We start from the raw sequence: 13,327 nt of genomic DNA on the forward strand, positions 1-13,327 counted from the left end.
GCTCGTAAATCGTAAGTCGTAAATCGTAAGGTGGTAATCCTTCGACATTCATTATTCAGTGTTCGACATTCGATATTTTTTTAATGATGAATATCGAACCCTGAATATCGAACTCCGAATGAGAGATGAGCCTCAACTCTACTCAGCCGCTCGTAAATCGTAAGTCGTAAATCGTAAGGTGGTAATCCTTCGACATTCATTATTCAGTGTTCGACATTCGATATTTTTTTAATGATGAATATCGAACCCTGAATATCGAACTCCGAATAAGAGATGAGCCTCAACTCTATCCAGCCGCTCGTAAATCATAAATCTCAAATCTTACTTCACAAAAACGCCATGCTCAGTGTGCCCGCCAGCATCAGCAATTTGGCCCAGGATGAAAGACGTGTGAAATCGCTTTTGCGATCTGAGGTATATACCTTCCACATGTAAGCAATGAAGGCCATCCCTAAGATTGAAAAAAATATAAATAGATGGGGGTTGTTGATTTGGAATGTTACCGTCAGAATAGCTCCTACAAAACAAATTGCGATCACGAAAATGACCTGTTTGGTTTTACGGAATCCAATCACAATCGGCAAAGTGCGACAGCCATGTTTTCGATCCCCGGGACGGTCTTCGATATCTTTGATGATTTCTCGGATTAGGTTGAGAAAAAAGGCAAAAATAGCGTAAGTCAATACCAAGAGTTCGTTTTTTTGATAGTAAAAGGCGACCAAATAAATCGAAAGTCCTGTCAAAAATGCGACGGTAAGGTTGCCAATGAATGGCTCTCTTTTGAGTCGGTTGCTGTAAAGCCATAGCAAGAAAGCAGCGATAAAATTTATCAGCGCCACTCTCGGGGATACCAACCAACCTAAGCCAATGGCAAAAAAATTAAAAAAGGTATGGAGGAAAATCACCACACGTCTTTTGATTCCTTTGCCTACTACCACTTCATGCGGGCGGTTGACATAGTCGATTTTGACATCGTAGTAGTCATTGATCATGTAGCCCGCAGCCGTGATAATTACCGTAGAAAGTACCAAGAGGTAAAGTCGGTAATCCTGGAGTACGGGCAGTCCCTGGGAGTTGGTTTCTATCAGGAAGTAGGCCGCCATCATTTGGGCAAATGCCACCATCAGCAGATTGATCGGTCTGCTGATCCGGAAAAGGCTCCGAAAGGAAAGCGTGCGTTCCATAGGTTTTGCTTAAGCGCTTAAAAATAGTCTAAAAGTGTATGGAATTGTCAATTGGAAGTTGAACAATCCAGGAAAATCGTTTCCGTAACTTTTGATTTTGGTTAATCCTCATTTGTTTAACTTGATTTCCATAATACAATAACCCTTTAACCATGAAAAGTAAAAAGCTTCAATCCAGACGGGATTTTATTGCCCTTACGGGTGGTGCCTTGGCAGGCTCTATGTTTCTGCATCCTGTAGCAGAAGCTCTGACCTTGTTTAATCGCCCGGGCGAAAAGATGAAACTCGCCTTAGTCGGTACTGGGGTCCGTGGTCTGGCCATGTGGGGAAGAGATGTGGTCAGAGAGTACAAAGGCCAAATCGAATTTGTAGGCCTGGCAGACAAAAATCAGGGAAGACTGGAATATGGAAAAACCTATATGGGAGTCAATTGCCCTACATTTTTGGATACCGATAAAATGCTTGCCCAAACCAAGCCGGATGTCTTGATCGTCACTACCATGGACAGTACCCATCATGAGTTTATCGTCAAAGGGCTGATGGCAGGCATGAATGTGATTTCGGAAAAGCCGATGACAACCGATGAGAAAAAAATGCAAGCCATCTTGGATGCGGAGCGAAAATCAGGCAAAAAATTAATCGTCACCTTCAACTATCGCTATTCCCCTCACCGCCAAAAAATGTATGAACTACTTCGGGCAGGGGAAATCGGAGAAATTACCTCCGTGGATTTTCACTGGTATCTCAATACTTCCCATGGGGCAGATTATTTCAGAAGATGGCATGGTGAAAGAGAATTTAGCGGTACCCTTTTGGTCCACAAATCCACCCACCACTTTGATTTGCTCAACTGGTGGATTGATTCAGATCCAGAGGAAGTGTATGCTTATGGGGAGTTGGAATTCTATGGCAAAAATGGCCCCTTCCGATCCAAGACCTGCAGAGGCTGCACTCATGCCTCCAAATGTGATTTTTATTGGGATATCACCAAAAGTGAACATCTGACCAAGCTATATGTAGAGGCGGAAAAGTATGATGGCTACCATCGGGATGGTTGTGTGTTCCGTGAGGAGATCGATATCTACGACAAGATGGCGGTGCAGATCAAGTATAAAAACAAAGTTCAGGTAAGCTATTCCCTGACGACTTATTCTCCCTATGAGGGTTACAGAATCGCTTTCAACGGCACCAAAGGACGGCTGGAGGCCTGGATCAAGGAAAGTCAACCTTGGCAGGAAAAAGAGGAAGACGAGATTCACTTGACCAAAATGTTTGGCCATCGGGAGGTGATTACGATTCCTCATGGTGGTGGAGGCCATGGTGGAGGAGATACCCGACTGAAGGATAAGCTTTTCAAAGACACCAACGCAGCTGATCCTTGGAGACAATCCGCAGGAAGCCGAGATGGTGCGATGTCTTGCTTAGTGGGAATTGCGGCCCGACATTCAATCGAACAGGGCAAACCGATCAAGGTTCAGGATTTGACGGATATTCCTTTGGTAGCTTCGGGAAGAGGAGCTTGATTTCTGGTGGTTTGTGGAGACCTGCCTTGGCGGCAGACAGGCACAAACCACGGCAAAGAACTTAGAAAATCTGAATTCTGAAGTTAGAAATCTGAAAAATGGAATCCCGCAAGGCAGAGGCTTTGCGGGATTTTTTTGGCCTTCAAAAAGGTGAATGAGAGTGGGGGGTACGGGGTGGTTTGTGGGGACACAAACCACGGCCCGGTTGGTGCTCGATTCAGTTGGTTTGTGGGGACCTGCCTTGGCGGCAGACAGGCACAAACCACGGCAAAGAACTATGAAAAGCCGAATTCTGAAGGCAGAAATTTGAAAAATTGAATCCCGCAAGGCTGAGGCTTTGCGGGATTTTTTTCACCCTACAAAATAGGGGTAGTAAAGAATCACTCCGATTACCAAAGCCGTAAAAACCGCAAAGGAAACAGCCCCCGCGGCAACATCTTTGATGATTCCGATTTGATCATGGAAATCGGGATGAACGAAATTGCAGATTTTTTCCACTGCGGTATTTAAACCTTCAATGGCAAGAACAAAACCGATCAGGAAAACATGAATCAGCCATTCCACCTTTGTAATCTGAAAATAAGCTCCCAGAAATAGTGTCAAAATTCCGATGCTCAATTGGCTTATGATGGCATGCTCAGTTTTGAGAAGGTAGAACATTCCCTGGAGTGCATATTTGATACTTTTGATTCTTCCTAATACGAAGGAGGACATAGGCGATTGGGTTGAAGGCTAAAATTAACTCCGAGGATTAGAATTTCAATATTTGTAAGAAGAAGGCCTTGGCTGGGAGGATTCCCTACTCATTCTCAAGGGAAAAAGATCGCTGTCTCTCCCGATTTACCCTGAGCTGAAGGACATCCGGTCTGGAATAATGTCCAACTGGATCGAAGTTTTGTCTTTCCTCTAGCACCCGGTTAAAATCCAGAGAATGGACAATCAGACCCTCTTGCTCAGCCACAGGTTCTATAATCCATTTTCCATCTGGACCAGCTATGCAGCTTCCTCCATTGGCGAGCACATCCGGGCAATTTTCAAGAATAATATCGAGATGAGGCGTGCCTTTAGGAAAGTCACTTTTTCGCATGAGACTGGAGACTGAAATCACGAAAGATCTGCTTTCTTGGGCAATCATTCGGGTGATGTTTTCAGTGTTTCTCACTGCTCCCGGCCAGACCGCTACGTGGAGATTTTCTCCCAAGCCGTATAAAGCTGTTCGCGCCAAAGGCATCCAGTTTTCCCAACAGTTGAGTCCCCCGACAGTGAATTCTTTCAAAGGATGAACGCGTAAACCATGTCCGTCTCCAGGCGCCCAACTCAGGCGTTCGTCGTAGGTAGGTCGGAGTTTGCGGTGAATTGAACCGATTGCTCCTTGGGTATTGATATAAACCAAAGAACAATACAGGCTATGACCGCCACGGTCTTGGGGTCTTTCGATGATGCCCAGATAGATCGCAATTCGGTGTTTTTTTGCCAAAGCCTGAATTTCGTCCAGATCTCCTTTTTCTACCTGTACTGAATTCCTGGCGTAATGTGCATGGATTTCTTTCTGAATCCTGTCATCCCAGGCCGAAGAATGCGTGATCGAAAGCCACCAAGGATAGCCAGGAACTAACCCTTCCCCAAAGACGATCAGCTCGCACTCCTCTGCGGCCGCTTCTTGGATTTTTTCTTTAACTCTGGAAAGGGTGGCGGCTTTGTTTAGCCATACCGGTGCGATCTGTGCAAGGGCAACTTTTAATTTTGAATCTGACATGAAATTTATCCGGGATTATTCTTCGCCTGGCTTCAGGAGATAATTGACCATCCACCCAATCCCAAATTTATCCTCAAAACTTCCAAAATAGGCTCCCCAGAAAGTTTTTTGATATTCCATTTCTACTTTTCCTCCCTCAGAAAGCCCTTTGAAGATCCGCTCTCCTTCGGCTTTGGAGTCAGGAAGAATTGAAATGTAATTCTGGTTGCCTTTGACCCAGACATGCCCCATGGATGGACTGGTGTCACTAGCCATGATAGTCACTGCCTCGTTTACATTTAGGCTAATGTGCATGACCCGGGATTTTTCCTCCTCGGGAATTTCCATGTCGGGGATTTCTGAGAAATAGCTGATGGGACCTTCAAACTCTCCTCCTAAAACGGATTTGTACAGAAGCATGGCTTCCTCTGCGGTTCCGTCAAAATTTAAATAGGGATTGATTTTCATAGTGCTAGGGGTTTATTGGATTAAAATTTACACCTTTTGGCTAGGAAGTCCCAATGCCCATTCAGGAATATCGGACGATGGTATAGTTTCGGTCCAGCTTAAAAGAAAGGATTCCTGCGATCAGCCCCATGCCAGCCATGATGAAAGCAGGGATGAGATTGTAGTAAGATACACTTACAGAGACAAGGCAAAGCCCTAAGCCACATAGCCAGACCAAGTGCCCCAAAATTGTTTTGGAGGATTTTCTTTGGTTTTTCCGGATTAATGAAGTCTCGTTCAGAATAGGGATAAAGTAATTTTTGTATTGCCAAAGAATAAAAAAGTTCATGGCCAGCAAGACTCCAAGAACATAAGGTGTCCCTCTCCAATGCTGGGAAATGGTTACCATCAATATGTTCAGAATCATAGGCACGAGCATGATAGATCCCAGTAGCTTATACCTTGTGGTGATCAGCATAAACCCGATGCAGATCTGGCAAACAGCAATAAACTGGGCATAAAGGCCTAAGTCGAATTCAGCCAATCTTTCAACCAGCCAAGGTGGTCCAATCCATTGAATGAAATTATGGCCTGCGTATAATTTGACCATTCCTGCCCCCCAAAAGGTAAATCCTAAAAAGGCGGAGGTTCCTTGGACAAAGAAATGTTTCATGGCTTTTTTGGGTTTGGAGAAATAATTTAAAGAATTGCGCTCTGAATTAGATGCTCGAAGTGTCCAAAAGTTACAATCTAGAGGATAGGCGAGGCTTTTTAAGGATGGTAATGATGGGGTTTTTCAATACTTTTATTATTGTAGGTAAAAATATTGAAGAATATGTCAGCAAGTGAATTGGGTGTAGGCAGCAAAATTAGCCATCCAAAATTCGGCTCTGGAGTGATTGTCTCCGTGGACGCCACTTATTACAAAATCTATTTCTCTGGCACGGAAGAGGTGAAAACCCTCGCGAGGGACTATGAAGGATTTACCGTCGAGGAAAGTAAACTTCCTGATTTTCCTATGCTCACGATGAAGGATGTCGAGAAAGCCATAAGAGAGGCTTTGATCGCCACTTCCGAGAGGGCGCCTTTGGTTCCGCTGGGTGGGAAATGGATGGGAGGTAAGCTAGTGTTAGAGCCTTCAGATTCCAGTTTACAGAGTAAGGAAGTGCCTTTGGAGACCTTTTTCCATAAAATTGTGATGGTTCGGGAAAAGCTTCGGGTTTTGGAGCAGAACATCAACAATCATCCAAAGCTGGACGATGAAGACCGGGTTGGCCTGCAGCAATATATTACCCGCTGTTATGGGTCTCTGACCACCTTCAATGTGCTTTTTGCTTACAAAGAAGACCAATTCAAAGGGAGTGGTTCCTGATTGAATTTTATTTGAAAATCCCTGAAATTCAGCCATGAAAAAAATCATCCTTTGTTTCCTCATCTTTGGGCTGTTCTCGGCCAATTCTTTAAACCCAAGCTTAGGTATGAAGGAGGTTTTTAGGGATGATTTTAGAATTGGTACTGCAGTAAACCTCGCTCAAGTCACCGGGCGTGAAAAGGGGGGCGACTCTTTGTTGAGCCTGCATTTTAATTCCCTTACGCCCGAAAATGGGTTAAAATGGGCGCTAGTCCAGCCTCAGGAAGGCAGATTTGATTTTGCCTTTGGAGATGCTTTTGTCCAGAAAGGGCAGGAAATCCAGGCCTTTTTGGTAGGGCATACCTTGGTTTGGCACCAGCAGACTCCAAAATGGGTTTTTGAAGACCTCGAGGGGAAGCCTGCATCTGCAGAATTGCTCAGAAGCCGGATGGAGCAGCATATTCAGGAAGTCGTGGGAAGGTTTCAGGGAAAAATCCATGCCTGGGATGTGGTGAATGAGGCTTTTGAAGATAATGGTACCTGGAGGCAGACTCCTTGGAGAAGAATTTTGGGCCCAGATTATATTGAAATGGCTTTCAGAAAAGCCCATGAAGTGGATCCGAAGGCTAAGTTGCTATACAATGACTACAATGTCTGGAAGCCGGAGAAATTGGAAGCCATTTTGGCTATGATAAGGACCTTACAAAGTAAGGGAGTGAAAATCCATGGTGTCGGAATGCAGGGGCATTATAGACTCGATACTCCCAGTATTGATCAGATTGAGAATGCCATTCTTAAAATCCATGAGTTGGGTTTGGAAGTCCATTTCACCGAACTGGATATCGATGTCTTACCTCGGCCTACAGATCAGGAAGGGGCAGATCTTTCCCTAAATTTCGCCCAATCCCCGGAATGGAATCCCTTTCCTCAAGGACTTCCAAAGGACATGGAGGAAAAACTTGTCAGGCGATATGTTGAACTTTTCCAGCTTTTCAGAAACCATGCCGACAAGATCGAGAGAGTAACCTTTTGGGGCCTTTCTGACCAGACGAGCTGGTTGAATAACTGGCCAGTGCGTGGAAGGACGAATTACCCCTTGCTCTTTGACAGGAGTAAAAATCTGAAGCCGGGGTTTATGGACAAATTCTGATCAGATTATTCTTCTTCCCGAAACTCCAAGATATCTCCTGGTTGACATTCCAAAGCCTTGCAGATGGCCTCCAAAGTAGAAAACCGGATTGCTTTTGCTTTCCCGGTTTTCAGAATGGATAAATTGGAGAGTGTGAGTTCAACTTTTTCAGAGAGCTCGTTGAGTGACATTTTTCTTTTGGCCATCATCACATCCAAATTCACAATTATCGGCATGGCTTAGACGGTAAGTTCGTTTTCGGATTGAATTTCTACCCCCTTTTTGAAGATTTTGGAAAGGACAAAAATTATCCCCGCCAAAAAAATAAACTCAGTCACCTCAAAATTAATGGGTATGGCAATTTCGAATCTCCTTTCCAAAAATTGGGTGATATATAAATTGGTGACAAAGGCAGTTATTCCTGTTTGAAGTGCTGAATTGCCGAGTTTTGAAATCAACTGTACCACCTTCTCCTGAAAAGGATTGGTCAAAATCTGTGCGTCAAAAATCCGGATCACCAAATAGGCTAGGTAAGCTTTCAAGCCGTAGATGATCACGATCAAACTGCTTAAGCTTAAGTAATTTTTCAAGCTTAACAAATGTAACTCGCTGAGGTCTATCGTGCGGTACAGGACTTGCCCATCTTGCACGGGAACAATCAGAGAAATGACAAAGGAGACAAGGATAGACCCTGTTTCTACGCTCAGTCCAATAAAGGCAATCCAAGCGAATACCTTCATGACACTAAATAGGGGTTCGGTTTTCTGTTCCATAGGTTTCAATTATGAGGCTATATTACAATAAAAATTTATTGATAAACAATAAATAATTAATTATTCTCAAAAAATAAATCTTATCCCTAGGCTAAGACTATCTTCTTGAACCAGACTGCTATCAGCTAAACAGACAGGTTTAATTCATTTAATTTTTTGTTATAGCTATTATTAGAAATAAAATTTTGTCTTTTGATTTAAAATCAACACAATCAGAATTTTATTTCACAAAGTCATTTTCGTGTCTGTGATCAATCATAAGTTAAGCTGACTTTTGTCAGGTAAAAATCCTGCTCTGGTCCTGAATTTAGCATCATCAAAAACGCACAAACTGATGATGAAACGATACGCAACACTTTTAATCCCGGTAATTTTCTTCCTCTTTTTGGGGACTATCGAAGGATTCTCGCAAGCCAAATATCAACTGGCTCCCAACTCTCAGTTGAAGGTGGAAGGCGGTTCAACCTTGCATGACTGGCATATGGAAACCAAAACTGCCAAAGGTGAAGGCTTATTTGTAGTCGAAGCAGGTCAATTTAAGTCTGCAAAAAGTTTAACAGTTCAATTTCAAGCTGAGACACTTAAAAGTGGAACCAAGGGATTGGATAACAATGCCTACAAGGCTCTGAATACCCAGCAATACAAGGAAATAAGATTTGTTCTCAAGGAATTGACGGGCTCAGGCACATCTTTTATGGCAAAAGGTGACCTCACGATTGCAGGAGTAACCAAACCTGTAGGCTTTCCTGTGAAGCTTACTTCCGCAGGGGACAAGTTTACCTTCGAAGGAAGCCTGGATACCAAACTGACAGCATTTTCCATCACCCCTCCCACAGCTCTGATGGGGACTGTGAAGACCGATGATGAGGTAAAGCTCTCTTTTAAAACAACATTTCAACCTACCCTTTAATCTATATTTATTATGAAAAAGTACTTAATCGCCGCAGTTTTGGCTGCTGGATGCACCGCTGCGGCCTTTTCCCAAGGCTTGCAAAGAGATGTACAGTATTGGAGACCCTATGATCAGAGAGGGGTAAATGTCTTTGAAACATCCAAATTGGATACAGTGCCTTTCGAAGGAGTTAAGGTCAGAGTTGGGGGCAGCTTTACCCAACAATTCCAAAACTTGCGTCATGAAAACACCGCTTCAGCCGTGCTGAATACCAATGGTGTCAATCTTAATCAGTTGATAGACATTGGGTTTGGTTCGAATCTGGCGACTGCCAACCTCAACATCGATGTGGAATTGATGGATGGTGTAAGATTGAACTTGATTACTTACCTGTCCTCAAGACACCACCCAGAATCTTGGGTAAAAGGCGGTTACTTACAGCTTGATAAGCTTCCGTTTCTCGGAAACCCTGATTGGTTTGCTAAATACCTGACTTTGAGAATAGGGCATATGGAAGTCAACTACGGGGACTCCCACTTCCGAAGAACAGACAACGGGAATGCTATCTATAATCCTTTTGTAGGAAACTATATCATGGATGCATTTGCCACAGAAGTAGGTGGAGATCTGACTTTCCAAAATAATGGCTTCCTTCTTATGGGAGGGATGACCGGAGGTGAAATCCAAGGTGGAGTTACCAACCCGGACAAAAGAAAGGTCAGCTTGATCGGTAAAGTCGGTTATGACAAGCAATTGAATGAGGATTTTCGATTGAGAGTAACAGGCTCTATTTACACCACTTCCGGATCTAGCAGAAACACCCTTTTCGGTGGCGACCGGGCAGGTTCCAGATATTACCTAGTGATGGAAAATACCCTTGCTTCTACTTCAGGCAATTTCACCTCAGGCCGTATCAATCCAGGACAGACCGATAATATCACCGCCTTGGTGTTCAATCCTTTCATCAAATACAAAGGCTTGGAGCTGTTTGGTAACATTGAACAAACCAAAGGAAAGGCAGCAAACGAAAATGCTGACCGTACCTGGAATCAAGTAGGATTTGATGCAGTATATCGATTTGGAAGTATGGAGAGATTCTACTTTGCAGGTAGATATAACAAGGTAGATGGAACTTTGGCAGGAAGTGGATTGGATATTTCCATCGATCGGGTGCAGATAGGCGGAGGCTGGTTTATTTCCAAAAATATCTTAGCCAAGCTTGAGTATGTTTCTCAGAATTATAAAGGATTTGCAGCCACAGATATCCGAAATGGCGGTAAGTTCAATGGATTGATGCTTGAAGGTGTCATTGGATTCTAATCACCCATTGCTGTGAAAACCCTGATCCTATTCCTCAGCTTGATTTACTCTTCTGCTTTTTGGCAGGAGAGTAAGCAGCTGATTATCATCGAGCAAAAAGTGCAAGTGAAAGGATACACCTCCCTGGGGAAGTTCAACTGCGGATTTCAAAAGGTAGGACAGGCAGACACACTCAACATTAATTCCTCCCAATCTCAGAAAATCATCCAGTTTCAGATCCCTGTCAAAAATTTCTCCTGCGGAAATTTTCTCTTAAACAGTGATTTTCGATCCACCCTGAAGGCTGATCAATATCCCTATGCTTATGTTTCGGTCAAAAATCTAAGAGAAAAATCGGGAAGGGTGTTTTGCCATTTGACCGTCGATCTAGTAGGGAAAAAGCTTGACTTTCCTGATTTGATGCTTGAAAAAGTATCCAATGGATTGAGCGGAAAATTGATCCTGAACTTTCAAATGCTGGATTTATCTCCACCGAGCAAAATGGGCGGACTGGTAAAAGTCGAGGATCAATTAGATTTGGAGCTTCTACTAGGAACCTGAATAGGAATCAAAACCCTGATTATTTCAGGGTTTTTTGTTTAAAAAGGATTGAGAAAAGTCAATCACTACTTATAGTCCCAGAAGTAGATTAAGAGAAGTTTTTCTTTTCGATAAAAGTTACCGGCACAAACTTCTCATTAGGAGCTCCGATGTAATAGACTTTCCAGTTTGGATCATGCTGAGCAAGTAATTCGGACAGACAGTCAGCCCGATGGCCCTGAGGATTCTGACAATCGTCCCAGTAAAAAAGCTCGACTTTATAGTGGAGATTTTTCTTTTGGTTATTGACGGTGACTTCGATATGGATGTCGTGTCGGCCTTCTTCCTGAGGTATGGGTATAGCGATATAGCTCATAGCAGTTTATTTTTTGATAAATGACTTCAGGAAGTATGCCAGGAAAAAAACCTTAATATCAGCTTTATGAGCTGATTTTGAAGGTTTTAGATGAAGGGTTTTCGGGCAAAAATGTTCGCCTTGGGACAAAAGCTCAAAAAAATAGCGCAGGGACACTGCGCTATCCAATCAAAATTTTGGGAGGAATCAGAGTTCAGAATCATCCTCCTCAGCAATGATATCCATGGTAGCTTCTGCCCATTCCATAATTTTTTGGCGCTGAGCGGCATCAAGTTTAGCATCAGAATGCAACACAGTATAGATCGGCATTGGCATATGTTCTTCTTCCACTTCGGAGTAGATATCGTCCAAAATGGCCAATTTGCCCATCATGTCATAGTCATTCCAATTAGAAAAATTGACCTCTTCTCTAGCTTCCCGGATATCTTTGGCCACCAACCAAGAGGAAGGGGCCACATAGGCATACCAAGGATACCGGGTAGTATTGCTATGGCAATCGTAGCAGGATTTTTTGATCAAGGAGGCGACTTCGTCAGAAACGATTCCCGATCCGATGAGATCTCCGGGATTATCAGTCTTTACTTCTGGCAAATCATTGGGAACTAACTGAATAACCAAGAAGAGGATTCCTACTCCCCCAAGTAAATATTGCCAAGTCTTCATACTTATTTTTTCTTTTTTCCTGTGCTCCATTCCTTCAGTGTATTCACTTCAGCTTCTGTCAGTTTTTTATCAGGATTAGACGCCAAAAATCTTTCAGGAGGCATAGAGCCTTCGTCGAGGACTTCTGTGATTTTGCCCATGGTCGCCAGGGCTTTTGATTTTTTGGCATCTTCCAAAGCATCCCAATCCAATTTAGCCTTTCCTTTTTCATTTTTGGATTCTGCATTGTGGCAGCCGTAGCATTTTTGCTGGACGATGGCCTTGACTTCACTGGGTAGGGCAGGAGTCTCGGGATGCAAGGTGATAAGAGTGTCAGCTTCTGGTTTGGGGTTTGCTTGTAGGAATAGCATTCCTACTAGTGCTGCAATGGGAAGGAAAGATAATTTTTTCATAGGTGCATAAAAGGCTTTGTAAAATAAATTACTGTGAAAGTTTTAATTCAGCCAATTTTATTGGTTGAAATACTACTAGAAATATACTGATTCGCAAATGATTGGTTACATACCCAGATCCTAGTCCTATGGTTAGAATAGATGAATGGGGTCATATCAAGGGATGAATTCGTACATTTTCTCGACTAAATGACCGAAAAAAACTGGGTCATACCGGTTCATAAATCCTATTCGGGGAAGAATTGCCTTTAAAAAGAAGGAAAACACTTAGGGATTTAGCGTGTTTTTTAGAAAACAATTGACATGAAACGGATTTTAATGCTTCTGATTTGGGGATTTTCTTTAGCACTTCCAAGTTTGGGTCAAAAGAAAGACTCATCCTATTCCTATAAGTCTCCCAGTTACGATGGCATTGGAAAGGTGTACATGGGAAGGGAAATTTCCTTTGTGATGGGTTTTGAAGGCATGTCCTGGCTGGAGCGACGCAGCCGCGAACAGGAGGAAAGCGTGTCCTTGGCCATAAAAAATCTTCCGGTTACTCCTTCTAGCATTGTTGCAGACATCGGAGCAGGCTCGGGATATTATACGTTCAAAATTGCTCCCAAAGTACCTCAGGGAAAGGTTTACGCGGTGGACATTCAGGAAGCGGCAGTTAATTATTTGAAATCCAAATCGAAGGAATTGGGGTTTTCGAATGTGATCCCTGTGATGGGCTCTGAAAAGTCCCCCAATCTCCCGGAAAATTCCATAGATCTCGCCATCATGGTGGATGTGTATCATGAGCTCGAATTCCCAGTGGAAATGCTGGAGGCTATCCGCAAATCACTCAAGTCGGGAGGGAAGCTATTGCTGATCGAATACCGAGGCGAGGATCCAGAAGTGGCCATCAAACCGCTACACAAAATGACTGTCAAGCAGGCTGAAAAAGAACTGTCTGCAAGCGGATTCAAACTAGTCGATAATGGGAAGTTTATGAAAATCCAGCATTTTCTGGTTTTTGAGAAAAATGTAGATTGAAAATTG

17 protein-coding genes are annotated in these 13,327 nt (G+C 43.2%); 7 read left to right on the top strand and 10 right to left on the bottom strand.

The window, feature by feature from the left end; all coding sequences use genetic code 11:
- Window positions 1–326 precede the first annotated feature (326 nt).
- The gene (locus tag G458_RS0106860; RefSeq protein ID WP_026951247.1) at window positions 327–1,184 is read right to left on the bottom strand and encodes a geranylgeranylglycerol-phosphate geranylgeranyltransferase; all 858 of its coding nucleotides are present in this window, start codon (window positions 1,182–1,184) and stop codon (window positions 327–329) included.
- 152 nt (window positions 1,185–1,336) lie between these two features.
- Here G458_RS0106860 and G458_RS0106865 point away from each other — a divergent pair, with 152 nt between their 5' ends.
- A complete protein-coding gene (locus tag G458_RS0106865) occupies window positions 1,337–2,707 on the top strand; it encodes a Gfo/Idh/MocA family protein (RefSeq protein WP_026951248.1) in 1,371 nt (456 codons plus the stop codon).
- 351 nt (window positions 2,708–3,058) lie between these two features.
- Here the strand turns inward: G458_RS0106865 and G458_RS0106880 are convergent, their stop codons facing one another.
- The 4 genes from G458_RS0106880 to G458_RS0106895 form a co-directional block, all read right to left on the bottom strand.
- Window positions 3,059–3,421 (bottom strand): diacylglycerol kinase family protein, encoded by a 363-nt coding sequence (locus G458_RS0106880; RefSeq protein ID WP_026951249.1) that lies wholly within the window; start codon window positions 3,419–3,421, stop codon window positions 3,059–3,061.
- 85 nt (window positions 3,422–3,506) lie between these two features.
- Window positions 3,507–4,463 carry a carbon-nitrogen hydrolase family protein gene (locus G458_RS0106885; RefSeq protein WP_026951250.1) on the bottom strand — a complete coding sequence of 319 codons (957 nt, stop codon included), beginning with the start codon at window positions 4,461–4,463 and terminating at the stop codon, window positions 3,507–3,509.
- Window positions 4,464–4,478: 15 nt separating this feature from the next.
- The gene (locus tag G458_RS0106890; protein WP_026951251.1) at window positions 4,479–4,910 is read right to left on the bottom strand and encodes a VOC family protein; all 432 of its coding nucleotides are present in this window, start codon (window positions 4,908–4,910) and stop codon (window positions 4,479–4,481) included.
- Between the two features lie 61 nt (window positions 4,911–4,971).
- Window positions 4,972–5,562, bottom strand: a complete 591-nt coding sequence (locus tag G458_RS0106895; RefSeq protein WP_026951252.1) for a hypothetical protein — start codon at window positions 5,560–5,562, stop codon at window positions 4,972–4,974.
- Between the two features lie 162 nt (window positions 5,563–5,724).
- Between G458_RS0106895 and G458_RS0106900 the strand changes: the two genes are divergently transcribed.
- Both G458_RS0106900 and G458_RS0106905 read left to right on the top strand, forming a co-directional pair.
- Complete coding sequence (locus G458_RS0106900; protein WP_026951253.1) at window positions 5,725–6,261, top strand: hypothetical protein; 537 nt, start codon at window positions 5,725–5,727, stop codon at window positions 6,259–6,261.
- A 34-nt stretch (window positions 6,262–6,295) separates the two neighbouring features.
- The gene (locus tag G458_RS0106905; protein WP_026951254.1) at window positions 6,296–7,390 is read left to right on the top strand and encodes an endo-1,4-beta-xylanase; all 1,095 of its coding nucleotides are present in this window, start codon (window positions 6,296–6,298) and stop codon (window positions 7,388–7,390) included.
- 5 nt (window positions 7,391–7,395) lie between these two features.
- On the opposite strand, the gene G458_RS0106910 is transcribed toward G458_RS0106905, so the two are convergent.
- Together G458_RS0106910 and G458_RS0106915 are read right to left on the bottom strand one after the other, a co-directional pair.
- Window positions 7,396–7,605 (bottom strand): helix-turn-helix domain-containing protein, encoded by a 210-nt coding sequence (locus tag G458_RS0106910; protein WP_026951255.1) that lies wholly within the window; start codon window positions 7,603–7,605, stop codon window positions 7,396–7,398.
- Between the two features lie 3 nt (window positions 7,606–7,608).
- Window positions 7,609–8,142, bottom strand: coding sequence for a DUF2975 domain-containing protein (locus G458_RS0106915; RefSeq protein WP_026951256.1), 534 nt, complete (start codon window positions 8,140–8,142; stop codon window positions 7,609–7,611).
- A 334-nt stretch (window positions 8,143–8,476) separates the two neighbouring features.
- On the opposite strand from G458_RS0106915, the gene G458_RS0106920 reads away from it, so the two are divergent.
- From G458_RS0106920 to G458_RS0106930, 3 genes are read left to right on the top strand one after another with little or no spacing between them, the layout of a single operon-like run.
- A complete protein-coding gene (locus G458_RS0106920) occupies window positions 8,477–9,052 on the top strand; it encodes a YceI family protein (protein ID WP_245579242.1) in 576 nt (191 codons plus the stop codon).
- 12 nt (window positions 9,053–9,064) lie between these two features.
- Window positions 9,065–10,354: a hypothetical protein gene (locus tag G458_RS0106925; RefSeq protein ID WP_026951258.1), complete on the top strand. Its 1,290-nt coding sequence runs from the start codon at window positions 9,065–9,067 to the stop codon at window positions 10,352–10,354.
- Between the two features lie 12 nt (window positions 10,355–10,366).
- Window positions 10,367–10,894: a hypothetical protein gene (locus G458_RS0106930; RefSeq protein WP_026951259.1), complete on the top strand. Its 528-nt coding sequence runs from the start codon at window positions 10,367–10,369 to the stop codon at window positions 10,892–10,894.
- 88 nt (window positions 10,895–10,982) lie between these two features.
- Here the strand turns inward: G458_RS0106930 and G458_RS0106935 are convergent, their stop codons facing one another.
- The 3 genes from G458_RS0106935 to G458_RS0106950 form a co-directional block, all read right to left on the bottom strand.
- Complete coding sequence (locus G458_RS0106935) at window positions 10,983–11,249, bottom strand: hypothetical protein (RefSeq protein ID WP_026951260.1); 267 nt, start codon at window positions 11,247–11,249, stop codon at window positions 10,983–10,985.
- A 186-nt stretch (window positions 11,250–11,435) separates the two neighbouring features.
- Window positions 11,436–11,912 (bottom strand): heme-binding domain-containing protein, encoded by a 477-nt coding sequence (locus G458_RS0106945; protein ID WP_026951261.1) that lies wholly within the window; start codon window positions 11,910–11,912, stop codon window positions 11,436–11,438.
- Between the two features lie 2 nt (window positions 11,913–11,914).
- A complete protein-coding gene (locus G458_RS0106950) occupies window positions 11,915–12,304 on the bottom strand; it encodes a heme-binding domain-containing protein (RefSeq protein WP_026951262.1) in 390 nt (129 codons plus the stop codon).
- Window positions 12,305–12,607: 303 nt separating this feature from the next.
- On the opposite strand from G458_RS0106950, the gene G458_RS0106955 reads away from it, so the two are divergent.
- The gene (locus tag G458_RS0106955) at window positions 12,608–13,321 is read left to right on the top strand and encodes a class I SAM-dependent methyltransferase (RefSeq protein ID WP_026951263.1); all 714 of its coding nucleotides are present in this window, start codon (window positions 12,608–12,610) and stop codon (window positions 13,319–13,321) included.
- The last annotated feature ends 6 nt before the right edge of the window (window positions 13,322–13,327 follow it).

This window comes from Algoriphagus mannitolivorans DSM 15301 (genome assembly GCF_000429425.1).
Lineage (GTDB): Bacteria > Bacteroidota > Bacteroidia > Cytophagales > Cyclobacteriaceae > Algoriphagus > Algoriphagus mannitolivorans.

Bases quoted from the DNA above. Each gene is read 5' to 3' on its own strand.
- G458_RS0106860 (WP_026951247.1), bottom strand. From the start codon at position 1,184: ATGGAACGCACGCTTTCCTTTCGGAGCCTTTTCCGGATCAGCAGACCG.
- G458_RS0106865 (WP_026951248.1), top strand. From the start codon at position 1,337: ATGAAAAGTAAAAAGCTTCAATCCAGACGGGATTTTATTGCCCTTACG.
- G458_RS0106880 (WP_026951249.1), bottom strand. From the start codon at position 3,421: ATGTCCTCCTTCGTATTAGGAAGAATCAAAAGTATCAAATATGCACTC.
- G458_RS0106885 (WP_026951250.1), bottom strand. From the start codon at position 4,463: ATGTCAGATTCAAAATTAAAAGTTGCCCTTGCACAGATCGCACCGGTA.
- G458_RS0106890 (WP_026951251.1), bottom strand. From the start codon at position 4,910: ATGAAAATCAATCCCTATTTAAATTTTGACGGAACCGCAGAGGAAGCC.
- G458_RS0106895 (WP_026951252.1), bottom strand. From the start codon at position 5,562: ATGAAACATTTCTTTGTCCAAGGAACCTCCGCCTTTTTAGGATTTACC.
- G458_RS0106900 (WP_026951253.1), top strand. From the start codon at position 5,725: ATGTCAGCAAGTGAATTGGGTGTAGGCAGCAAAATTAGCCATCCAAAA.
- G458_RS0106905 (WP_026951254.1), top strand. From the start codon at position 6,296: ATGAAAAAAATCATCCTTTGTTTCCTCATCTTTGGGCTGTTCTCGGCC.
- G458_RS0106910 (WP_026951255.1), bottom strand. From the start codon at position 7,605: ATGCCGATAATTGTGAATTTGGATGTGATGATGGCCAAAAGAAAAATG.
- G458_RS0106915 (WP_026951256.1), bottom strand. From the start codon at position 8,142: ATGGAACAGAAAACCGAACCCCTATTTAGTGTCATGAAGGTATTCGCT.
- G458_RS0106920 (WP_245579242.1), top strand. From the start codon at position 8,477: ATGATGAAACGATACGCAACACTTTTAATCCCGGTAATTTTCTTCCTC.
- G458_RS0106925 (WP_026951258.1), top strand. From the start codon at position 9,065: ATGAAAAAGTACTTAATCGCCGCAGTTTTGGCTGCTGGATGCACCGCT.
- G458_RS0106935 (WP_026951260.1), bottom strand. From the start codon at position 11,249: ATGAGCTATATCGCTATACCCATACCTCAGGAAGAAGGCCGACACGAC.
- G458_RS0106945 (WP_026951261.1), bottom strand. From the start codon at position 11,912: ATGAAGACTTGGCAATATTTACTTGGGGGAGTAGGAATCCTCTTCTTG.
- G458_RS0106950 (WP_026951262.1), bottom strand. From the start codon at position 12,304: ATGAAAAAATTATCTTTCCTTCCCATTGCAGCACTAGTAGGAATGCTA.
- G458_RS0106955 (WP_026951263.1), top strand. From the start codon at position 12,608: ATGAAACGGATTTTAATGCTTCTGATTTGGGGATTTTCTTTAGCACTT.